General features: G+C 63.5%; 25 protein-coding genes. 16 read left to right on the top strand and 9 right to left on the bottom strand.

The genetic code is table 11. From position 1 onward, the window contains the following. The first annotated feature begins 69 nt into the window (after positions 1-69). Positions 70-882, top strand: coding sequence for a protein-disulfide reductase DsbD domain-containing protein (locus tag EP867_RS01075; protein ID WP_128486352.1), 813 nt, complete (start codon positions 70-72; stop codon positions 880-882). Positions 883-885: 3 nt separating this feature from the next. On the opposite strand, the gene moaB is transcribed toward EP867_RS01075, so the two are convergent. Together moaB and EP867_RS01065 are read right to left on the bottom strand one after the other, a co-directional pair. Further along, positions 886-1,428 (bottom strand): molybdenum cofactor biosynthesis protein B, encoded by a 543-nt coding sequence (gene moaB / locus EP867_RS01070; protein WP_128486351.1) that lies wholly within the window; start codon positions 1,426-1,428, stop codon positions 886-888. Beyond that, on the bottom strand, positions 1,425-2,261 hold the full coding sequence (locus tag EP867_RS01065) for a uracil-DNA glycosylase (protein WP_128486350.1): 837 nt from the start codon (positions 2,259-2,261) through the stop codon (positions 1,425-1,427). The genes moaB and EP867_RS01065 overlap by 4 nt, the downstream gene beginning before the upstream one ends. A gap of 158 nt (positions 2,262-2,419) precedes the next feature. Here EP867_RS01065 and EP867_RS01060 point away from each other — a divergent pair, with 158 nt between their 5' ends. From EP867_RS01060 to EP867_RS01035, 7 genes are all read left to right on the top strand, one after another. Then, complete coding sequence (locus EP867_RS01060) at positions 2,420-3,385, top strand: aspartate carbamoyltransferase catalytic subunit (protein ID WP_128486349.1); 966 nt, start codon at positions 2,420-2,422, stop codon at positions 3,383-3,385. Further along, positions 3,378-3,500: a hypothetical protein gene (locus EP867_RS20415; RefSeq protein ID WP_267900284.1), complete on the top strand. Its 123-nt coding sequence runs from the start codon at positions 3,378-3,380 to the stop codon at positions 3,498-3,500. The genes EP867_RS01060 and EP867_RS20415 overlap by 8 nt, the downstream gene beginning before the upstream one ends. Then, positions 3,497-3,934: a hypothetical protein gene (locus EP867_RS01055; RefSeq protein ID WP_241656778.1), complete on the top strand. Its 438-nt coding sequence runs from the start codon at positions 3,497-3,499 to the stop codon at positions 3,932-3,934. Before EP867_RS20415 ends, EP867_RS01055 begins: the two co-directional genes overlap by 4 nt. An 89-nt stretch (positions 3,935-4,023) precedes the next feature. Continuing rightward, a complete protein-coding gene (gene pyrC / locus EP867_RS01050; protein WP_128486348.1) occupies positions 4,024-5,301 on the top strand; it encodes a dihydroorotase in 1,278 nt (425 codons plus the stop codon). Further along, positions 5,294-5,902, top strand: a complete 609-nt coding sequence (gene plsY, locus EP867_RS01045; protein ID WP_128486347.1) for a glycerol-3-phosphate 1-O-acyltransferase PlsY — start codon at positions 5,294-5,296, stop codon at positions 5,900-5,902. Before pyrC ends, plsY begins: the two co-directional genes overlap by 8 nt. 28 nt (positions 5,903-5,930) lie before the next feature. Further along, the gene (locus tag EP867_RS01040; protein WP_128486381.1) at positions 5,931-6,821 is read left to right on the top strand and encodes a LysR family transcriptional regulator; all 891 of its coding nucleotides are present in this window, start codon (positions 5,931-5,933) and stop codon (positions 6,819-6,821) included. Between the two features lies 1 nt (position 6,822). Then, complete coding sequence (locus tag EP867_RS01035; RefSeq protein WP_241656777.1) at positions 6,823-7,713, top strand: DMT family transporter; 891 nt, start codon at positions 6,823-6,825, stop codon at positions 7,711-7,713. Here the strand turns inward: EP867_RS01035 and map are convergent. The 4 genes from map to EP867_RS01015 all read right to left on the bottom strand — a co-directional run bounded on the left by map (position 7,706) and on the right by EP867_RS01015 (position 11,619). After that, on the bottom strand, positions 7,706-8,530 hold the full coding sequence (map, locus tag EP867_RS01030; RefSeq protein ID WP_128486346.1) for a type I methionyl aminopeptidase: 825 nt from the start codon (positions 8,528-8,530) through the stop codon (positions 7,706-7,708). The two genes, EP867_RS01035 and map, sit on opposite strands and share 8 nt — an antisense overlap. Positions 8,531-8,623: 93 nt before the next feature. After that, positions 8,624-10,153, bottom strand: coding sequence for a putative bifunctional diguanylate cyclase/phosphodiesterase (locus tag EP867_RS01025; protein WP_128486345.1), 1,530 nt, complete (start codon positions 10,151-10,153; stop codon positions 8,624-8,626). Between the two features lie 71 nt (positions 10,154-10,224). Continuing rightward, complete coding sequence (gene ttcA / locus EP867_RS01020) at positions 10,225-11,112, bottom strand: tRNA 2-thiocytidine(32) synthetase TtcA (protein ID WP_380049801.1); 888 nt, start codon at positions 11,110-11,112, stop codon at positions 10,225-10,227. 81 nt (positions 11,113-11,193) lie between these two features. Then, on the bottom strand, positions 11,194-11,619 hold the full coding sequence (locus EP867_RS01015) for a hypothetical protein (RefSeq protein ID WP_128486343.1): 426 nt from the start codon (positions 11,617-11,619) through the stop codon (positions 11,194-11,196). A gap of 69 nt (positions 11,620-11,688) precedes the next feature. Here EP867_RS01015 and EP867_RS01010 point away from each other — a divergent pair, with 69 nt between their 5' ends. The 3 genes from EP867_RS01010 to EP867_RS01000 all read left to right on the top strand — a co-directional run bounded on the left by EP867_RS01010 (position 11,689) and on the right by EP867_RS01000 (position 15,347). Then, on the top strand, positions 11,689-12,435 hold the full coding sequence (locus tag EP867_RS01010) for an HAD family hydrolase (protein ID WP_380049798.1): 747 nt from the start codon (positions 11,689-11,691) through the stop codon (positions 12,433-12,435). 211 nt (positions 12,436-12,646) lie between these two features. Then, positions 12,647-14,656: a D-alanyl-D-alanine carboxypeptidase family protein gene (locus tag EP867_RS20485; protein WP_322098986.1), complete on the top strand. Its 2,010-nt coding sequence runs from the start codon at positions 12,647-12,649 to the stop codon at positions 14,654-14,656. Positions 14,657-14,663: 7 nt separating this feature from the next. After that, a complete protein-coding gene (locus tag EP867_RS01000) occupies positions 14,664-15,347 on the top strand; it encodes a fumarylacetoacetate hydrolase family protein (RefSeq protein ID WP_128486342.1) in 684 nt (227 codons plus the stop codon). Between the two features lie 45 nt (positions 15,348-15,392). Here EP867_RS01000 and EP867_RS00995 read toward each other — a convergent pair whose 3' ends face one another. After that, positions 15,393-16,097, bottom strand: coding sequence for a winged helix-turn-helix domain-containing protein (locus EP867_RS00995; protein WP_128486341.1), 705 nt, complete (start codon positions 16,095-16,097; stop codon positions 15,393-15,395). Beyond that, on the bottom strand, positions 16,069-16,362 hold the full coding sequence (locus EP867_RS00990; protein WP_128486340.1) for a hypothetical protein: 294 nt from the start codon (positions 16,360-16,362) through the stop codon (positions 16,069-16,071). The genes EP867_RS00995 and EP867_RS00990 overlap by 29 nt, the downstream gene beginning before the upstream one ends. Positions 16,363-16,594: 232 nt before the next feature. On the opposite strand from EP867_RS00990, the gene EP867_RS00985 reads away from it, so the two are divergent. The 3 genes from EP867_RS00985 (at position 16,595) to EP867_RS00975 (ending at position 18,845) form a co-directional block, all read left to right on the top strand. After that, a complete protein-coding gene (locus EP867_RS00985) occupies positions 16,595-16,969 on the top strand; it encodes a hypothetical protein (RefSeq protein ID WP_128486339.1) in 375 nt (124 codons plus the stop codon). Between the two features lie 46 nt (positions 16,970-17,015). Beyond that, positions 17,016-17,654 (top strand): ribonuclease HII, encoded by a 639-nt coding sequence (locus EP867_RS00980; protein ID WP_128486338.1) that lies wholly within the window; start codon positions 17,016-17,018, stop codon positions 17,652-17,654. Between the two features lie 87 nt (positions 17,655-17,741). Next, complete coding sequence (locus tag EP867_RS00975) at positions 17,742-18,845, top strand: site-specific DNA-methyltransferase (RefSeq protein WP_128486337.1); 1,104 nt, start codon at positions 17,742-17,744, stop codon at positions 18,843-18,845. A gap of 123 nt (positions 18,846-18,968) precedes the next feature. On the opposite strand, the gene EP867_RS00970 is transcribed toward EP867_RS00975, so the two are convergent. Beyond that, positions 18,969-20,141: a MalY/PatB family protein gene (locus EP867_RS00970; protein ID WP_128486336.1), complete on the bottom strand. Its 1,173-nt coding sequence runs from the start codon at positions 20,139-20,141 to the stop codon at positions 18,969-18,971. A gap of 214 nt (positions 20,142-20,355) precedes the next feature. Between EP867_RS00970 and def (EP867_RS00965) the strand changes: the two genes are divergently transcribed. Then, positions 20,356-20,874 carry a peptide deformylase gene (def, locus tag EP867_RS00965; protein ID WP_128486377.1) on the top strand — a complete coding sequence of 173 codons (519 nt, stop codon included), beginning with the start codon at positions 20,356-20,358 and terminating at the stop codon, positions 20,872-20,874. Positions 20,875-21,016: 142 nt separating this feature from the next. After that, positions 21,017-21,520, top strand: coding sequence for a peptide deformylase (def, locus tag EP867_RS00960; protein ID WP_128486335.1), 504 nt, complete (start codon positions 21,017-21,019; stop codon positions 21,518-21,520). Positions 21,521-21,530: the final 10 nt, after the last annotated feature.

The following is a 21,530-nucleotide window of genomic DNA, read 5'->3' as shown; positions in this document are numbered from 1 at the left end:
AGCCACCCTCGACGCGGCATCGCCGGATTGTGACTTTGATTTCGTAAAAAGCGGCGTCACAAGCGAAGGATGTTTCGCAAATTCCGCACACTCATCTGTCTGGCCGTGATGGCGCTCTCTGCCACGCTTCCCGCCCGGGCGCAGAGCCTCGGGGATATTCTTGAGGCCGAACTGCTGCCTGGCTGGCAGACAGAGAGTGGCGCGCATATGGCCGCGATCCGGCTGACCCTGGCTTCGGGCTGGAAAACCTATTGGCGCAGCCCCGGGGATGCGGGCATCCCGCCGGAGATCAGCTGGACGGGATCTGAGAACCTGCGCGGGGTCAAACTGCTTTGGCCGACGCCGGAAGTGTTTCATTTCAATGGCATGCAAAGCATCGGCTATAGCCATGAAGTCGTGCTGCCGATTGAGATCCTGCCCCGCGATGCCGCGCGCCCCGTGCATCTTGAAACGGCGATGGATCTGGGCGTCTGCCGCGACATCTGCGTGCCGGCCCGGGTGCAGCTGGCCTCGACGCTCAGCGGAAAGGGCAAGCCTGACCCGGCGATCCGCCGTGCCCTTGGCGCGCAACCGATCAATGCCCGCAGCCTTGGCCTCAGCGCCACGCGCTGCCGCCTGATGCCCTCAGGCCGCGGGATGAAGCTTGCGGTTGATCTGACCATGCCGCCCATGGGGGCCGATGAGGTGGTGGTTATTGAAACCACCGACGGCAACACCTGGGTCTCAGAGGCCCGCAGCCACCGTCAGGGAAAGGTTCTCTCGGCTGAGGCCGAAATCGCAAGCCTCGACGGCCGGCCGCTCAGTTTTGACCGCTCAACCCTGCGGGTGACGGTTCTGGCCGGGGGCAAAGCCGCTGAAGCCAGCGGCTGCCAGGGCGGCTGAGGGTTATTTCCGGCGTTTATGCTCTTCCAGACGCGGGAAGATCTCGACGAAATTGCAGGGCTTATGCCGATAGTCGAGCTGTTTGACCAGGATTTCATCCCAGGCGTCCCGGCAGGCGCCAGGGCTTCCGGGCAGCGCAAAGAGATACGTGCCACCCGCCACACCACCACAGGCACGGCTTTGCACCGCTGAGGTGCCGATCTTCTGCATCGAGACGATGGTAAAGACGGTGCCAAAGGCGTCGATCTCTTTTTCATAAACATCGCGGTGCGCCTCGACGCTGACATCACGCCCCGTCAGCCCGGTGCCGCCGGTTGAGATCACCACATCCACCTCAGGATCGGCCACCCAGGCGCGCAGCTGCGCCGCGATCTGAGCGCGATCATCCGGCAGGATATGCCGCGCCGCGAGCAGATGCCCCGCCGCCTCGATCCGCGCCACAAGGGTATCCCCCGACCGATCCTCCGCCAGCGACCGGCTGTCCGAGACGGTCAGCACCGCAATGCGGACAGGGATAAATTCGCGGCTCTCATCAATGCGGCTCATACGTCCAACCTTGCTTTCAGCGACAGCAGATCCTCCCAGGATCCGCGTTTCAGATAGGTGTTCTGGATCAGCATGCCCGGCGGCAGCGAAACCAGCGCCGGGCGGCCCATCACTTCCGTCCAGCTGCCCCGCAGGCTGAGAAGACCCGATTTACTCAAAAGCGCCTGAACCACCATCGGGCCTGCCAGAACCAAAAAATCCGGCGCAGCCAGTTCAATGTGGCGGCGCAAAAACGGCACCATCATCGCGGCGACATCCGGGTCCTGCGTGCGGGCAGCCGGCACCGGCCAGGGAAGGAAAGGCGCAACATAAACCGCCTTTTGCAGATCCGGCGCCTCAGGGCTCAGGCCGATGGCCGCAAGCATCTTCCCAAAGAGCCCTGCAACGGGTCCGACGAAAATCTGCCCTGCCCGATCCTCTGCCGGTCCTGGCGGGTCGGTGATCCACATGACCCTGGACCCGGCACGCCCCTGCGAAAACAGAAAGTTCCGCGCCCCGCGTTTGAGATCCGAATGCGGAAAGCTCTGCATCGCTTCGGAGAGCGCAGCAAGATCAGCCGCGCCCGAAGCCGCTTTGCGCGCCTCAACCAGAGGGTCCACCCTGATCACTTCGGGCATTTGCGGCGGCGGCGCTGCCCCCCGGCGCTCCGGCGCGGCGGGGGCGGGGGCCGAAGCGGCCCGCTGTGCGGCTGCTTCTTTTTGCGCCTCAAAGGCGGCGAAGCGATCGACCGGCGCTTCGTCGATGCATTCATCCACGCCCGCGTCCCCCTGAAGAGACAGCAGCGCTTCAATCACCCGCGGATCAAGGGTCGAGAGGTCAGCATCAAAACTCATGCGCTGACCCTATGCCAGATCGCTTTGCGGGGGAACATGGGCTTTGCGCTCCTTTGCCGCGAAAACTCACGCTTCGGGCCGCCATGAGACCCCGCGCCGCCTTGCCGCGATCAAAGCCGCGCCCTATAAGCAGCCCATTCCGGACAAGGAGGCCCCCGATGTCGTTCCGTCAGCGCCATCTCCTCGGCATCGAGCCGCTGTCACCCCAGGAAATCCTGACCATTCTGGATCTTGCAGATCGTTACGTCGATCTCAACCGGCGCACGGTGAAGCGCACGGATGCCCTGGCCGGGCTGACCCAGATCAATATGTTCTTTGAGAACTCCACCCGCACGCAAAGCAGCTTTGAGCTGGCGGGCAAGCGCCTTGGCGCGGATGTCATGAACATGTCGATGCAGACCTCCTCAGTGAAGAAGGGCGAGACGCTGATCGACACAGCCCTGACGCTGAATGCGATGCATCCTGACCTCCTGGTCGTGCGCCACCCCAATTCCGGCGCGGTGAACCTCCTGGCCTCCAAAGTCGAATGCGCGGTGCTGAACGCCGGCGACGGCCGCCATGAGCATCCGACCCAGGCACTGCTTGATGCGCTGACCATCCGCCGCAAAAAGGGCCGCATTCAGCGCCTGACCGTGGCGATCTGTGGTGACATCGCGCACAGCCGCGTGGCACGCTCAAACCTGATCCTGCTGGGCAAGATGGAAAACCGCATCCGTCTGATCGGCCCGCCGACCCTGATGCCCGCAGGCTTCAAAGAATTCGGCGCAGAAGTTTATGAAGACATGAATGAGGGTCTGAAAGACGCCGATGTCGTCATGATGTTGCGCCTTCAGAAAGAGCGTATGGACGGCGGCTTCATCCCGTCTGAGCGTGAATATTACCACCGCTACGGCCTCGATGCGGCGAAGCTTTCGCATGCCAAACCCGATGCCATTGTCATGCACCCCGGCCCGATGAACCGCGGCGTTGAGATCGACGGCGAGATCGCTGACGACATCAACCGCTCGGTCATCCAGGAGCAGGTTGAGATGGGCGTCGCGGTCCGCATGGCCTGCATGGACCTGCTGGCTCAGAACCTGCGTGCCGAGCGCGGTCGCGCCCTGAATGGCGAGACCTATGCCTGAGGATAAAAAGCCCAAGCGCAAAAAGTCTGATGCGGCCATGTCGGGCATGGTCGCCACCGGGGTCCTGGTGGTGATCGCGCTGCTGACCGTGGTTTTCGTGGTGATCGGCGGATGAGCGCGGCCGATCCCTTTCGCGGGCTCGACCCCGAGGCGGGAGAGCGCGTGCTGGCGGAATTTCGCCCCGATAAGGCCGCCTATTGGCGCAGCCATCTGGTGATTGCGGTCGCAGGCGGCGTGATTGCGGGTCTGGTGCTGATCGTCATGGCCAACCCCGACCCCTGGGTCGGCCCGGTTGCGGCCTTTGCGGCGCTGGCTCTGCGCGGCTGGTATCTGCAGTCTGAGGTGCTGGGCATGATCTGGACGCTGACCGACAGGCGGCTGATCCTGCCCGGTGGCCGCGTGTTCCGGCTGAACCGCATCACGAAGGTGCGGAAGTTTCTCAGCGATGTGCAGATCGTGACCCTTGATGGCGACAAACATCTGATCCGCTATCCGGCGGACGCAGGAGCAGTCGTCGATGTTTTACAGGCCGCAGGTGCGGGCCGCTAACCAGGAGCCGGTCCCCCGGCTCTGATCCGTGATATCCCTGGGCCGCTGCGCCCTGGCGCTCTGGCGCTTCTCATCCAAAGAGGCACGCAATGACTCTGCATTTTCATAACGCCCGCCTGATCTGCCCGGAAAGCGGTACCGACCGGCCCGGCAGCCTGACGGTTCTGGATGGCCGCATCATCGCCCGCGACGCGGAGGCGCCGGAAGGCGCGACCCTGATTGATTGCGGCGGCAAATGCCTCGCCCCCGGGATTGTGGACTGGGGCGTAAAAGTCGGCGAGCCGGGTGAGCGTCATAAAGAAAGCTTCCGCTCGGCCGGTCTGGCAGCGGCGGCAGGCGGTGTGACGACGATCATCGCGCGCCCCGACACCGACCCCGCGATCGACACGCCCGAAACCCTTGAGTTCGTGACCCGCCGCGCCCGCGAATCCAGCCCCGTCCGCATCCGCCACATGGGCGCGCTGACCAAGGGCCGTCAGGGCCGCGAGATGACCGAGATCGGCTTTCTGCTCGACGCAGGCGCGGTGGCCTTCACCGATACCGATCATGTGGTGACCGACGCCAAGGTGCTGTCGCGGGCCTTCACCTATGCCCGCTCGCTCGGCGCCCTGGTCGTCAGCCACCCGCAGGAGCCTGCGCTCTCGAAAGGCGCCTCCGCAACTTCGGGCAAATTCGCCTCGCTGCGCGGCATTCCCGCGGTCTCGCCCCAGGCAGAACGCATGGGGCTGGAGCGCGATCTGGCGCTCGTTGAGATGACGGGCGTGCGCTATCACGCCGATCAGATCACCTCAGCGCTCAGCCTTCCGGCACTCAGCCGCGCGAAGGCCGACGGGCTGAATGTGACCGCCGGGGTGTCAGTGCATCACGTCACGCTGAACGAATATGACGTCGGCGATTACCGCACCTTCTTCAAACTGACCCCGCCGCTGCGCTCTGAGGAGGACCGTCTGGCGGTCTGTGACGCACTCTCGACGGGGCTGATTGATGTGCTTTGCTCAATGCACACGCCCCAGGACGAAGAGAGCAAGCGCCTGCCCTTTGAAGAAGCGGCAGCCGGTGCCGTGGCGCTGGAAACCTTCCTTCCCGCAGCGCTTCGCCTTTACCATGCGGGCGTGATGGATCTGCCGGGCCTCTTCCGCGCCATGGCACTGAACCCCGCCCGCCGCCTTGGCCTTGAGGCCGGGACGATCGCTGTTGGTGCCCCGGCAGATCTGGTTCTGTTTGACCCGGATGCGCCTTTCGTGCTCGATCGGTTCAGGCTGCGCTCAAAGTCCAAAAACACCCCCTTCGACGGCGCCCGGATGGAGGGCAAAGTTCTGGGCACCTGGGTTGGCGGCACCTGCGTTTTCGGGGATCTGAATGCCTGAGATTGTCACCTCTGTTCCCCTGCTCGCCCTGACGGCGGCGCTGGCCTATCTGCTGGGCTCGGTGCCATTTGGTATCGTGATGGCGCGGGTCTTCGGGCTTGGAGATCTGCGCAAGATCGGCTCGGGCAATATCGGCGCGACCAATGTGCTGCGCACCGGAAACAAGCTGGCAGCCTTTCTGACCCTGGTGCTGGATGCGGGCAAAGCGGGCATCGCCGTTCTGATCGCGCGCGCCCTGGTGGGCGAAGATGCTGCGCAACTGGCGGGGCTTGCCGCTTTTGTCGGCCATCTTTTCCCGATCTTTCTGGGCTTTAAGGGCGGCAAGGGCGTGGCAACCTTCCTCGGCACCCTGCTGGCGCTGGCCTGGCCCGTTGGCCTTGCAGCCTGCGGCCTATGGCTGCTGACGGCGCTGATTACCCGCATCTCCTCGCTTTCGGCGCTGGTGGCGGCGGTGCTGTCACCGCTGGCGGCGTGGGCCCTCGGGCATGGCGATATGGTCGCCCTGATGGCGCTGCTCGCCGTGGTGATCCTTGAGCGGCATAAGGCCAATATCAGCCGCATCCTCAGCGGGACAGAGCCGAAAATCGGTAAGAAATCCTGAACCTTCGGGAGTGATTGGTGTGAACGGGTTGAGCAACTGGGACGAAATCCGCACCGCCTGGCAGGTGGCCCGCCTTGGCACCGTCTCGGGGGCGGCGGAAATTCTGGGCGTGCACCATGCCACGGTGATCCGCCACATTGATGCGCTGGAAAAGCAGCTCGGCACGCGGCTCTTTCAGCGCCATGCCCGCGGCTATACCCCGACCGAGGCCGGACGCGATCTGCTGAAAGTCGCAGATACCGCTGCCGATCAGTTCAGCCAGCTTGCCGGGCGTCTGCGCGGCCAGGGCGAGACCGTTGCCGGAGAGCTGGTCATCACCTCTGTCGGCGGCATGGCCAAATTTCTGATCCCGGCGCTGGCCTCCTTTCAGGTGCTTTACCCGCAGATTTCAATTCGTTGCCTGACCGACCACCGCCTGTTCCGCCTGGAATATGGCGAGGCGCATGTCGCCATCCGCGCGGGCAATGCCCCCGATGACCCCGATAACGTCGTGCAGCCTTTCGGCAGCCTGCCCTATGCGCTTTACGCCAGCCGCAGCTATGTTGAAGCCCATGGCCGCCCTGAGGGTCCGGAGGATTATCTGCACCACCGCTTCATCGGCGGTGAGGGCGATCAGCTGCGCGCGCCCTTCTTCCGCTGGATGGATGCCAATGTCCCGGCCCAGGCCATCACCTTTCGCGGCACCGAACCTGCCGTGACCGCTGAGGCCATTCGTGCAGGTCTCGGCATCGGATTTTGCACCCCCTCAGAGGCAAGGCGTGAGCCGGATCTGATCGAAATTCTCCCCGCCCGCCCGGAGTGGGCTGCGCCGCTCTGGCTGGTGACCCATGTCGATCTGCACCGCACGGCCAAGGTTCAGGCCTTTCTCAGCCATCTGAAATCCTGCGCGCCGGAGTGGCAGGACCGGGGCAAAGCCTGAGATGCTGACCGCGCCGTTAAAAGGCCACCTTGCGATGCTGGGCTTTTCCGCCCTGGTGGCCGGATCCTTCACGCTGGGCGCAAGGGTCGCCAATCTGGTCGACCCCGCCGCTCTGACGCTTCTGCGCTTTGTCCTGGCGTTGGTCGTCACCTCTCTGGTCCTCGTCGTGATGCGCACCGATGTCCGGGGCGCTTTGCAGGGCGGCTGGCGCTGGCTTTTGCCAGGAGCGATCTATGCCGGGTATTTTGTCCTCATGTTTGAGGGACTTAAGACCGCAACGCCGCTTTCTTCGGCGGCCGTCTTTACCCTGTCTCCGATCCTCTCAGCAGGCTTTGGCTGGTGGCTTCTGCGCCAGGGCATGACCCGCCGCATGGCCTTCGCGCTGGCGATCGGGGCTTTCGGCGCGCTTTGGGTGATCTTTCGGGGTGAAATCGCTGCCGCCCTGCGCCTTGAGATCGGGCGCGGCGAGGTGATCTATTTTATCGGCTGCCTTCTGCATGCCGCCCTTCCCGCCCTGATGCGCAGGATTTCACGCGGTGAGCCGCCGATGCTGGCAACCACCATGATGCTGACGGGAGGCCTGGTGGTTCTGACCCCCTGGGCGCTGCCGAAGGTTCTGGCAACCGACTGGGCGGCTCTGCCCGGAATTGTCTGGGCAACGCTTGGCTACACTGCGATCTGCACGACGGCCATGACGGCAGCTCTCATGCAATATGCCAGCCAGCGCCTGCCGGGGGCCAAGGTGATGGCCTATACCTATCTTGTTCCCGGCTGGGTGATCGCCTGGGAGCTTGCCTTTGGCGCGCAAACGCCGCCCGGCCTGGTGGCGGGCGGCGTCGGGATTACAGTTCTCGCCCTGCTGCTTTTGCTGAAAGATGAGCGCGTCAGCTGAAAGCTTTGGCGAAGAGGCCCGCCGGGGAGAGGGTGAAGATCTCAACACCTTCTTCCGTCACACCGACCGAATGCTCATACTGGGCCGAGAGCGACTTATCACGCGTCACCGCAGTCCAGCCATCTGACAGTTCTTTGGTTTCCGGGCGTCCGAGGTTCACCATCGGCTCAATGGTGAAGAACATCCCAGGCTCGAGCACCGGGCCGGTCCCGGCTTTGCCGTAATGCAGCACATTCGGCGGCGCGTGGAAGACCTGACCCAGACCATGGCCACAGAAATCGCGCACCACGCTCATGCGCTTGCTTTCGACCAGGGTCTGAATCGCGTGGCCGATGTCGCCGAAAGTATTGCCGGGTTTCACCGCAGCGATCCCCGCCATGAGGCTGTCGTGGGTCACCTCGACGAGGCGACGGGTTTTGACCGAAAGATCCCCCGCCACATACATCCGGCTGGTGTCGCCGAACCAGCCGTCGACGATCACGGTGACGTCGATATTCAGAATATCGCCGGCCTTCAGAACTTTCGCACCCGGAACACCATGGCAGACGACATGGTTCAGCGAAATGCACGAGGCGTGCATATAGGGCTCACGGCCCGGCGGGGTGTAGCCGATCGTGGCACTTTTTGCACCCTTGGCGGTGACACGGCCGGCGATGAAATCATCCAGCTCCAGCGTGGTCACGCCGGGCTTCACCAGCGGGCCCACTTCATCCAGGATCTCAGCCGCAACCCGACCCGCTTCGCGCATTCCGGCGAAGTCTGAGCTGTCGTAAATCCTGATTCCCTCGCGTGTGACGCGGCCGCGTGTCTCGTCCATCGGTCCTGCCTGGCTGATTATCTGCCCCCTTAGATAGTGCGTGAAGGCGCCTTTGGCCATAGCAGCGACCTGCAACGGAAATCTGTCGCAGAGTCAGCCCGGCGCATTCCCTGCCTTCCAGGTCACCTTCGGGCGCGCCATATGGGTCCGGATCCACTCAGAGGTCGCCTCAAAAGGCATGGGCCGAGCGATGCCAAAGCCCTGCACATGGCCACAGCCGAGCTGCGCAAGAAGCGCGAGTTCTGAGGGCGTCTCGACCCCTTCTGCAAGCGTGTCGAGGCCGAGCTGCTCTGCCATGGAGAGGATCGCGGTCAGCACTCTTTGCGCTTCGCGGTCCTGCTCAACCCGCGAGATATAAGAGCGGTCGATCTTGAGCCGGTGCACCCCGAAGCGGCGGATATTGGTGATCGAGGCATGGCCCGTCCCAAAATCGTCCAGATCCACCCGGCAGCCCAATCTGGCCAGTTCGGTGATATTGCGCACGATCACATCGGCTTCACCCATGCTCATCACAGTCTCAAGCACCTCGACTGCCAGCCGGTCAGGGGTGAGATCGAAGCGATCCAGCTCCCACTTCAGTTTGTCGGCGAGACGGGGGTTGCGCAATTCCTCTGAGGAGAAGTTCACTCCGACACCAGGGACCCGCAGCCCGGCCGTGTCCCACCGGGACAAAGCCACCAAAGCGTTGAACACCATGACTTCCGAGAGCCGCTCTGACAGACCGGAATCCGCGATCGCGGGCAGAAACTCCGAGGGCGGGATCACCCCGCGCTCTGGATGCTGCCAGCGGGCAAGGGCCTCAAATCCGGTAATCTCACCCGTATCCGCCGAGATCTGCGGCTGAAACCAGGCCCGGATGTGACCGGCGTCCAGCGCCTCTTCCAGCTCCGCGCGGCGGGCATCCCGTTCCGCCCTTTTGCGGGCCATGCCGGGGGCGAAAGCCCGCAGCGCACCGGGGCCGTTGCGCAGGGCCTCATCCGCCGCAACCTGCGCACAATCCAGCAGTTCCGCACCACTGCCGCGCTGTACCCGGGCCCCCATACAAAATCCGGCGGAACAGGAAGTGAGGATCCGCGCCCCGCCAAAGGTCACCGGCTCTGCGACAAGGGCCTGGAGGCGCGAAGACAGCTGCACCATGGCCTCAAGATCAAGCCGGCGTGAGGGGGAGAGCGAGATCGCAAATCCGCCCCCTTCAAGCCGCAGCACCCGGTCCCCCTGGCGCAGCGCCGAGACGAGACGTTCCCCCAGATTGCGGATCACCTCTGTCTGGGTGGAGCGGCCATAGCGATCCAGCAGGGTGCCTGCGTCGTCAAACTGCAACACGATGCAGCCGGTGCCCATGCCCTGGCTTTCCGCCTGCATCAGACGGCTGTCGAGTTCAGCCAGAAAGCGGTCGCGGGAATAGGGTTCCGCCGGGTCAGACTGCCTTGCGCTGTCCGGCTGCCGCCAGGCACCCGTTGCCACCGCCAGCAGCAGCAGCGCCAGAACCGCAGCCATCAGCCCGCGTTCGCCCGCCACCCAAAACCCGGCCAGAGCCAGGACCGGACCGCCGATCGCCAAAAATGGCGCCCCCGTGCGGCCCCGCATCCAATCCCGCCATTGTCCGGAAAGTCCCGCAGCCATCCGCACCTCCGACCTGCGCACCGGACCATCCGGAGCAGCAGGAACGTTAGGGCAACTGGCTGAGTCAAATCTTAATCGCGGCAGCGCAGATCAGGGATATTATCATCAATCTGATCAATCGACGCCTCAGAGCCTTCGCGCCGCGCCAGCCCCAGGAAGTCAAACAGAGCCGGGTCCGGCAGATGCGAGGGCCGCGTGTTCATCAGCGCCTTGAACATGATGTTGCGGCGCCCCGGCGTGCGGCGCTCCCATTCATCCAGGATGCCTTTGACCTGCATGCGCTGCAAACCGTCCTGGCTGCCGCACAGATCGCAGGGGATGATCGGATAATTCATCTGCCGCGAAAACTTCTCGCAATCCGCCTCAGAGACGAAAGCCAGCGGGCGATAGACGAAGAGATCCCCCTCTTCGTTCAGAAGCTTCGGCGGCATGGTCGCAAGGCGCCCGCCGTGAAAGAGGTTCATGAAGAAAGTTTCAAGGATATCATCGCGGTGATGCCCCAGAACCACCGCCGTGCAGCCCTCTTCGCGGGCAATACGGTAGAGGTTACCGCGCCGCAGACGCGAGCAGAGCGAGCAATAGGTCCGGCCCTGAGGGACCTTGTCGACGACGATGGAGTAGGTGTCCTGATATTCGATGCGGTGGGGCACACCCATCTTTTCCAGGAACTCCGGCAACACCGTCGAAGGGAATCCCGGCTGCCCCTGATCGAGGTTACAGGCCAGAAGCTCCACCGGCAGAAGGCCGCGCCACTTCAGCTCATGCAGGATGGCCAGCATGGCATAGCTGTCCTTGCCCCCCGACAGACAGACCAGCCATTTCCCCCCCGGCTCGATCATGCCGTAGGTCTCAATCGCCGAACGGACCTCCTGGACAAGGCGCTTGCGCAGCTTGCGGAATTCGGTCGATTTCGGTGCGCCTTTAAACAGCGCATGGATGTCGTCTGGGGTATCGTCCAGCATTTTTCAGGCCTCCGGGAGATGGCGGGGATATGCCAGAAAGCGGCCCGCCTGCCCAGAGCGAATCAAAAGCCTGAGGGCTCAGTGCGCGCCAAAACCTGCCGCGACGATCAGATCCCAGGCCTCGGGCGTCAGAAGAAAAGCATGAAACGCAAGGGCGGCCTCATTCTCTGCGGCGCGCTGCATGAGCACGCCGTCCCGGGCAAGCAGCGCCGCATCGGTGCCGCTGCGGCCCATGGCATAGGTGATGCGGCTTTGCGCCAGCGCCTCCCCCGAAGCGATCAGATGATTGGCCGCCGATGCATCGGCCCCGAGGATCAGATCCGCCTCTGCCCCCTTCAGATCGGCCCCGGGCAGGATCAGCAGTTCCACATCCGCCGTGCCTGAGGCCTCAGCCAGCACCGGCACAAGCGGAGCAAATTCGGCATCCGTGGCCACCACAACCCCGGCCCCCGCAGGCAGGGACAGCATCAGTGACAACAAAACGGCAGCCGACAGGCGTTTCATGGCAATCTCCGGGCTTTGCGGCAGCTGCCCTGATGCCAGGCCCGCGGTCAAGGTGCAACAGGCTTGCAGATGCGCCCTGCCCAGGGCAGCAAAGCCCCAAAGATGGAGCGCGCCCTGACCCTGACCACCCTTGGCTTTGACGCCGACGACACCCTTTGGCACAATGAGAGCTTCTTTCGCCGGACGGGCGAGGAGATCCTGCGCCTGCTGGCGCCCTGGTGCCCGCCGGAAGAGCTGACCGCCGAGCAGCTGGCCGCTGAACGGCGTAACATCCCGCTCTATGGATATGGGGTGAAGGGATTCACGCTTTCGGTGATGGAAACCGCCATTCGCGTCAGTGACGGCCGGGTTCCGGCGAAGGTTCTGGGAGAAGTCATGGCCGCGGGGCGTGATCTTCTGGCCCATCCGCTGGAACTGCTGCCCGGCGCTGGCGACGCGCTCGAGGCCCTGGCCCGGACCCACCGGCTGCTGCTGATCACCAAAGGCGATCTGATGCACCAGGAGCGAAAACTGGCGGCTTCGGGTCTGAGGGGGCTCTTTGACGGTGTCGAGATCCTCTCGGAAAAAGACAGCACCGCCTATGGCCGGATCTTTGCCCGCCATGGCACCGCGCCCGAACAGGCGCTGATGGTCGGAAATTCGATGAAGTCCGATGTGCTTCCCGCCCTGGAGGCCGGAGCCTGGGGCGTCTTTGTGCCACATGGCACCCCTTGGGCGCTGGAACATGCCGAAGCCCCCGAAGGCCATCCGCGCTACCGCGAAATCGCAAGTATAGATAGACTTCCCGAACTTATTAACACGTTGAGATTGCGATGAGGCGAATCACTTAAAATTGCATTGGTCCGGGCGGCGCGGGCAGGTGTGGTAGACGGGCCTGAATTTCCTACCACATAAGGCTTTGGCAATCCCCCGCCGAGACAATTTCCATTGTGAATCCGGGGTTTCCACAAAGGCAAACCCTGTGTTAGCCTTTTTTAACAGTACCCGGCATCAAGACCGGTGAAGAGGCAGTACAAGGACAGGTGCAGTGATCGGGTCAGGGACACTCCGGCCGGGCTTTTTTGCCCGAAAATTCGCCGCAGCAGCGGTGGTCTTTCTGGCTCTGCTCTGTGCGCCATTGGTGGCCTTTTCTGCTCCCTATGCCGCGCTGGTCATGGATGCCCGGACGGGTCAGGTCATCTATGAGCAAAACGCTGATACGCGGGTTCACCCGGCATCGCTGACCAAGATGCTGACACTTTATATCACCTTTGATGCGATCCGCCGCGGCGAGATCCGTCTCGATGATATGGTCACCATCACCTCTCATGCCGCTTCGCAACCGCCCTCGCGGCTTGGTCTGCGCTCGGGGCAGCGGCTGTCGGTGCGCCACCTGATCCGCGCAGCGGCGATCAAATCCGCCAATGACGCGGCCGCAGCTCTCGGCGATCACATCAGCGGCAACGAGCGGGCCTTTGCAGCGCGGATGAACCGCACGGCCAAAGCGCTCGGGATGCACCGTTCCAGCTTTCGCAATGCCCACGGCCTGACCGCCGAAGGCCACCTCTCGACGGCAAGGGATATGACGCTGCTCGGTCGGCGTCTTTTTTATGATTTCCCCCAGCATTACCCGATGTTCTCGCGTCTGCAGGAAGATGCCGGCATCGCGCGGGTCAATAACACCAACCGCCGGTTCCTTGAGGGCTATCGCGGCGCGGACGGGATCAAGACCGGCTATACCAATGCCGCCGGCTTCAACCTGACCGCCTCGGCAGAGCGCAACGGCAAGCGGCTGGTCGCCACCGTTCTGGGGGGTGTCTCGACCGCGCATCGCAACAAAAAGATGGCAGAGCTGATGGATATCGGCTTTGGCGCGGCCCCGAACAGGGTGCGCAGCGTGCCGCCGCCGCCGGTTTCGCTGGCCGGTATCGCGGATGAGCCTGCGAATGTTCCCGGCGGTGCCGGTAAAACGATCCGCCTGCAGACGGCCCGCGCGACCTCTCCGCGCCCGGCGCGTCGGCCGGACGAAGTCGCCCCGGCCCCGGAAATGCTGGCAGAACTGACCAGCGGCGTTGCCGATGTCCTTGCAGCCCTGAACACAGAGCCCGAGCCGCCCGCCCCGGTCGCTGCCCCCCCTGCCCTGCCCTTCGCCGTGGCAGAGCTGGAGCCGCCGCCCGCCCGTCCGGACGCTGTTGCGGCCGAAACCGTCTCCCAGACGCCCGCAGAGGCACCGGTGACCGAAGTGGCACAGGCTGTGGCTGAGGTTGAAACCCTGCTGAGCGGCGTGCCGCTGACCCAGCCGCGTGCCCGCCCTGAAACGGTGCAGATGGCGGAGGCTCCTGCCCCGGCCGCTCCGGCACCTGAGGCTGTGGCAGAGGCCCTGGCGCTTGCCAATGCGGCCCCGCCCCCTGAAGCTGCTCCGGCGGTCGTCCAGACGGCGGAAGTCGCAGCCGAAGCCCCTGCCATGCCCTTCCAGGTGGTTGATGAGGCGGGCCGCGAAGTCAGCCCCTCGCCGCAGGACGCACGCTCGCCAAGCCTGGCCGCCGCCGTTCTGCCCGCCAGCGTGGCAGAGCTTGCCGAGGCAGATCTTCCCGAAGACATGCCCGTCCCGCCTGCGGATGACGAAAACGTCCCGCTGGCTCAGGGCTTTACCGGTAAGCTCGTCGTCCCCGCCCTCAGCGGAGAGCGCCCGCGCGCAAGGCCCGGTGAAATCGTGATGACCATGGCCCGCGCCGAGACCACCGAGACGCTGCCCTCAAATGTTCAGCGCACCTCTGCCCCGGCAGAGACCCGTGAGGTCGTCTCCCGCGTCTCGACCTCAGGCGGTCGGCACTGGGCGATCACCCTGGGCAAATTCAACTCGCGCGGCACCGCCGAACGGGCGCTTCTGCAGACCGCTCTGTCTGAAACGCGCGCTTTGGAAGGCGCTTTGCGTAAAATTAATCAAAAAGGCGGTGGCTGGGAGGCCACATTTGCAGGTCTGACCCGCGATCAGGCGGATCTGGCCTGTCGCCGCCTCCAGGCCCGTGCCATCAATTGCTTCACACTTGGCCCGTGAGGATTTGATGACCTTCGTATTCGCCCCCCCTGCCCCCGCTTCGGTCCCCGTCAAAGGCAGCGCCGACCGTTTTCCGGTCCGCCGCATCTTCTGCGTGGGGCGCAATTACGAAGAACACGCCAAAGAAATGGGCGCGGACACCAAAGAGCCGCCCTTCTTCTTCACCAAACCCGCCGACAGCCTGGTGACCGGCAATGAAGCCATCCCCTACCCTTCAGCGACCGAAGATCTGCACCATGAGGCGGAACTGGTCGTCGCTCTGGGCAAAGGCGGCAGCAATGTCAGCGTTGAAGCGGCTTCCGGTCTGATCTGGGGCTTCGCCCCCGGCAATGATCTGACCCGCCGCGACATGCAGGCCCAGGCCAAACAGCAGCGCCGCCCCTGGGATATGAGCAAGGGCTTTGACCGCTCTGCCGTCTGCGGGGACATCGTGCCGGTCGCCGACTGCGGTTCGATGTCAAAGGGCCGCATTTGCTGCACCGTTGACGGCGCGATCCGTCAGGACGGCGATCTGGCGGACATGATCTGGGATGTGCCCCATGTCATCGCTTACCTCTCAACCCTGGTTGAGCTGCAGCCCGGCGATCTGATCTTCACCGGCACCCCGGCTGGTGTGGGCGCTGTGGCGCGGGGCGAAACCGTGCGGGTGGAGATTGAAGGCCTGGGCGCGGTTGAGACCAAAATCGGCTGATCCCGCCCGCCCTGCCTGATTCACAAGCCGCCCCCCGGGGCGGCTTTATTGCATCCGGATGACCGAGCGGTCGGCGCTGAGCATATAGCCCTTCCGCGTCACGGTTTTAACCAGCAGCTCACTCACCAGCTGATTGCCAAGCGCATCACGCAGCCGCTTGATGCGGGTGGCCCCGGCCGCCTCCTCGCAATCGGCAGCATTGCGGCCGGTGATCATTGCCTCGATCTCGGCACCGCTCAGGATCTCGTCATCCATCCGCGCCTCTGCCAGCACCGCCAAGGTCTCAATCGCAGCCTCGGTCAGCGGAAACTCCATGGCGTTCAGCGTCACCGTCCGCTCGGCGCGGGAAATCACCAGAGAGGACACTTGCAGCCCCGCCTGCCGCAACTCGCGCAGACGGCGGTTCAGCGAGACAATGGTCAGCAGCGCCACCAGCGCGACCCCCAGAAGCGCGGCCGAAAAGACCAGCAGCACAAAGATCACCGCACGGTAGCTGACCAGCACTTCGGCAAAAGAGGTCCCCGACTGTGCAAGGATCTCCAGCAGGCGGATCTCGGTCTCCCCGGTCAGAGCGGTATTCTCAACAAACAGCCGCTCCACCCCCGCATTGAAGGCATTGGCATCGGGCAGGTTCAGAAACAGCAAGACAGCCGCCGTCAGCAGGATCAGCACGACGGCACTGACACCTGCCACAACCACCCGTGAGCCCTGGCGCAGCGCCTCAGAAGCGGAGGAACCATCCACCGGCATTGGCCTTCCTTTCTGCAAGTCCGCCCTCATCGAAGAAAGACATCACCTGCAGCAATGTCCAGCCCGCGCCCGCCAGACGCTGGCGAATCTCAGCCTCTGCCGCACCCCCGCGACAGGCCGAAGCAGGCAGCTCAATCACCCCATAATGCAGCCGCAACGGATCATCCTGCTTGGCTTTATAATCGGCATAACATCCCGCCGCCGCCGGGCCCGCCAGCAACAGGGCCGCCATCACAGCGGCAGCAGGCAGTCTCAGGCGCGGCATGGGGATCTCCTTGGTAAAGGCCGGGGCTTTATCCCTCAGAGCATGAGGCGGGTGGCAAAGTTATGCAATATCATGCCGCTCTGCCCCCCTGTTATCCCATAACGCAGGCCCGCTGCGCGGCATGCCATCCCATAACAGCCCGCTGATTTTGCCTGACATCGGGTCTTTCCGGCATCTGAAAGGCACACCCGCCGCAACTGCCCCGGCAGCGCGGCCCCTGAAGGAGCCTGATATGACCCGACTGCGCTTTCCAAAACGCCTGACTGCCCTTTTCAGCACACTCGCTCTGGCCCTGGCCGTAACCGGCACGACCGCCAGCCCCGCGCGCGCCAATGATGACTTCGCCCGCCTGCTCGCCGGGGTGGCCGCCGTCGCCATTATCGGCACCGCCCTCAATAAAGCTGATCGTCACGACGACCGCCGCCGCCATGCCGCGCCGCCGCCGCCCCCGCCGCGCCATCATCACCGCGCAGCGCCGCCCCGCCATGCCCGGCATGCACCGCCGCCCCCGCCGCACTACCGTGCCCATCCGCAGCGCCCGCCCGTCCACCATCACGCGCCCCGTCCCGGCCACGCCGGCCCGCCCCGCGGCGCATTGATCCGCTGACCGGATTTCTCTTGCCGCCCCGCGCAAGGGGCGGCATCACGGGGGCATGACAAAAACTGCCCCCGATTTTTCTTTTGAAACTGCCGCCGCCGCCCGCGGTGCCCGCCTGATCTGCGGTGTCGATGAAGTGGGCCGCGGCCCCCTCTGCGGACCTGTCACCGCGGCCGCGGTGATCCTTGACCCCGCGCGCATCCCGGCAGGCCTTGGCGACAGCAAAGCCCTCAGCGCCGCCCGCCGCCTTTCGCTCGCGGCGGAAATCCACGCGACCGCCGAAGTCGCCATCGCCCATGCCAGCGTCGAAGAGATCGACGAGATCAACATCCTCCAGGCCTCACATCTGGCCATGCAACGTGCGATTGCAGCCTTGCCCCGCGCCCCCGACCACGCGCTGATTGACGGCAACCGCCTGCCGAAGGGGCTGACCTGCACCGCCGAAGCCGTGGTCAAAGGCGATGCGCGGGTGCTCTCCATCGCCGCCGCCTCCATCGTCGCCAAGGTCGCCCGCGACGCCCTGATGGAGTCCCTTTCGCAACAGTATCCCGGCTACGGCTGGGAGCGGAACGCCGGCTATCCCACCAAAGATCACCTCGCAGCCCTTGTTTCCTTAGGGGTGACTCCCGCGCATAGGCGGTCCTTCAGGCCTGTCCACAATATCTTGTGCCAAGCCCCATCATCAAAGGCTTGATTCAAAAAACAATTTGACCGCCCCCCTGCTTTGCCCGAAATTGGTCGGACAATAACGCGCAAAAATGCGCGAACCTGAGGCAGAGTAATGGCTATTAAAACCAAGGCAACGGAAGCGCCCGCGCTTCCGCTGAACGACATATTGTCTGGTGATTGCATTGAGGTGATGCGCGGACTTCCTGACGCCTCCATCGATCTGATCTTCGCAGACCCCCCCTATAACCTTCAACTGAAGGGCGAACTTCATCGCCCCGACAACTCGAAGGTCGATGCGGTCGACGATCACTGGGACCAGTTCTCCAGCTTCGCCGCTTATGACAAATTCACCCGTGAATGGCTGGCAGAGGCCCGCCGCCTGCTGAAGCCCAATGGCGCCATCTGGGTCATCGGCTCCTACCACAATATCTTCCGCGTCGGCGCCTCCATGCAGGATGCAGGCTTCTGGCTGCTAAACGATGTGGTCTGGCGCAAATCGAACCCGATGCCGAACTTCCGCGGCAAGCGCTTCACCAATGCCCATGAGACGATGATCTGGGCCTCGAAGTCGGAAGGCTCGCGCTATACCTTCAACTACGACGCCCTCAAGGCGCTGAACGAAGGCACCCAGATGCGCTCCGACTGGCTGCTGCCGCTCTGCACCGGCCATGAGCGCCTGAAAGACGCCAATGGCGATAAGGCGCATCCGACCCAGAAGCCGGAATCGCTGCTCCACCGCGTGCTGATCGGCTCGACCAATCCGGGCGATGTGGTGCTCGACCCCTTCTTCGGCACCGGCACCACCGGCGCAGTCGCCAAAATGCTCGGCCGCAATTTCATCGGCATCGAGCGCGAGGAAGCCTACCGCAAGGTCGCTGCGAAACGCATCGCCCGCGTCCGCACCCTCGATGCCTCAGCCCTTGAGACCGCAGGCTCCAAGCGCGCCGAGCCGCGCATCCCCTTCGGCCATCTGGTTGAGCGCGGCCTGCTGCGCCCCGGTGAAGTCCTGGTCTCGCCGCGCGGCACCACCGCAAAAATCCGCGCCGACGGCACCCTCGCCGGTGACAGCGTCGCAGGCTCCATCCATCAGGTCGGCGCCGCCTATGAAAAGGCCCCGAGCTGCAACGGCTGGACCTATTGGCACTTCCGCCGTGACGGAAAAACCATACCGATCGACAGCCTGCGCCAGCAGATCCGCGCCGAAATGAACAACTGATAAAAAAACCCGCGCCCCAAAAGCGCGGGTTTTACTTTGGCTTTTAAAAAATACTCCGGGGGAGCTTTGGCCTGCCAAAGCGGGGGCAGAGCCCCCACTTCTGTCCGCCAGCCCCCCGCAGGCTCACTGCAGATCCGAAAAGGCCTTCTTCAGCCGCTCAACCGCTTCGAGCACCCGCGAACGCGGCGTCGCAAGGTTGAAGCGCAGGAAATTTTCACCGCCCCGACCAAAGCTGTCGCCATGGTTCGCCGCGATCCCGGCCTCTTTCTCCACCCGGGCTTTGAATTCAGCGGGCGCCATGCCGGTGCCCGAGAAATCCACCCAGGCCAGATAGGTCGCCTCCAGCGGCATGGAGTTCAGCCCCGGAATGGCATTGATCCCCTCATCAAAGAGCTTCCGGTTGCCGTCGATATAGGCGACCAGCTCATCGACCCAGGCAGCGCCCTCGGGGCTGTAGGCCGCTTCGGCCATCATATAGCCAAAGGTGTTTCCGGAAATCCCAAGCGCATTCATCACACTTTGAAGCTTCGCCCGCAGGTTCGCATCCGGCACAATGATATTTCCGGTATGTGAGCCTGCGATATTGAAGGTCTTGGTGGTGGCCGTCATCATCACCAGGCGATCGGAAATCTCCGGCGCGGCATTGGCCATGACCGTGTGCTTTGCCCCGCCGAACACCAGATCATGGTGGATCTCATCCGAGACCAGCACCAGATCATGGCGTCTGCAGAAATCGGCAACCTGGCGCAACTCCTGCGGGGTCCAGACCCGTCCGCCGGGGTTATGCGGCGAGCAGAGGATCATCATCTTCACACCGGGATCCATCATGGCTTCCCAGCTGTCGAAATCCATTTCATACCGGCCATTCACCGTCGCCAGAGGCAGTTCCAGCAGGCGGCGATCGGCGGCTTTGATGACACGACCGAAAGCGTGGTAGACCGGTGCCATGACCGCGACACCCTCGCCTTTTTCGGTATAGGCCTGCACGCAAAGCGCCGTGCCGTTGACCAGACCATGCGCGGTCAGAATGGCCTCGGGTGCAACCTCCCAGTCGTGGCGGGTTTTCATCCACCAGCGGATCGCTGCCAGATAAGAGCTGTCATCACCGTAATAGCCGTAGACACCGTGGCGGGTCATTGCCTCAAGCGCGTTTTGCACGCAGGCCGGCGGGCGGAAGTCCATATCCGCCACCCACATGGCGATACCGCTGTCTGCCGGAACCTGATAGATTTTCTCCATCATGTCCCATTTGACGGAATGCGTGCCGCGGCGGTCAATGATTTCATCAAAGCTCATGCTGTCTCACCCGATCGTGCAGGACGGAATTTTATCCGCATAATATATTTTATTTCGGGAAAAATTACCGGATCATAAAAATCATCCGGAACATCTGCCCCCTTGATGCGCAGGTTAGCGGGCAGTTCTTCTCACAGCAAGTGGCAGCAGCATACGGGGGCGTCAAATTCGCGCTCACCTTGCAGGACAGTCCATGATCGCCTAGATGAGCGCCATGACCCTGCGCAATATCCTCATCCACCCCGACCCGCGGCTGAAAAAGCCCTGCGCCCCCGTTACCCTCTTTGACGAGGCTCTGGCGCAGCTTGGCCAGGACATGCTTGAGACCATGTATGACGCCCCCGGCGTCGGCCTGGCCGGTCCGCAGATCGGCGTGATGAGCCGGATCATCACCATGGACTGCACCAAAGATCCCGAGCCGCGCCGCCCGATGATCCTGGTGAACCCGGAAGTCATCGCAAGCTCAGAGGAAACCAGCACCTATGAGGAAGGCTGTCTCTCGATCCCTGAGCAATATGCCGAAGTCACCCGCCCGGCGGTAGTGACCGTGCGCTGGCAGGATGTGACCGGAGCGGCTCAGGAAGAGACCTTTGAAGGTCTTTGGGCGACCTGCGTGCAGCATGAGATCGACCACCTGAACGGGAAGCTTTTCATCGATTATCTCGGACCGATGAAGCGTCAGATGATCACCCGCCGGATGGAGAAGCTGAAGCGCGAGATCGCGCGGGGCTGAAGCTCTTTTCGGCAGACCGCTCTCTGGCGGAAGACGCCGGGGCGCTGCCCCGGACCCCGGAGTATTTTGAAAAAAACCAAAGAGCGGGCCGGGACTGTGGCCTGCTCTCGACGCAGGGTGGGGATCGGTGTTATGCGGTGGCATGACCATTCTCAACATCCTTAAGTTTCCCGATCCGCGTCTGCGCCGCATCGCTTTACCGGTGGCAGAGGTGACGGCTGAGATCCGCAGCCTGGCGGCTGATATGCTTGAGACCATGTATGCCGCCCCGGGTCGGGGGCTGGCCGGGCCGCAGGTGGGTGCGCTTTTGCGGATCTTTGTGATGGATTTGACCTGGAAAGACGGCACGCCGGAGCCTTTTGTCTGCATCAATCCGGAAATTACCGGATTTTCAGAGGAAACGGCCAGCTTTACTGAGGGCTGCCTCTCGATCCCGGATGTGCCGGGCGAGGTGGTGCGGCCTGCGGAGATTGACTTAAGCTGGACGGATCTGAGCGGGACGCGCCGGCATAAGCGCATGAGCGGTATGGAAGCCGTTTGCGCGCAGCATGAATTTGACCATCTGAACGGACGGCTTTGCATCGATCTGATGTCTGAGCCTGCGCGCTTTGAAGCCAGCCCCCGGCTTCAGGCCATGACTTTGTGAAGGAGAGCCC

Source organism: Falsigemmobacter intermedius, assembly GCF_004054105.1.
GTDB classification, from domain to species: Bacteria; Pseudomonadota; Alphaproteobacteria; order Rhodobacterales; family Rhodobacteraceae; genus Wagnerdoeblera; species Wagnerdoeblera intermedia.
This window is presented reverse-complemented; position numbering and strand designations above follow the sequence as displayed.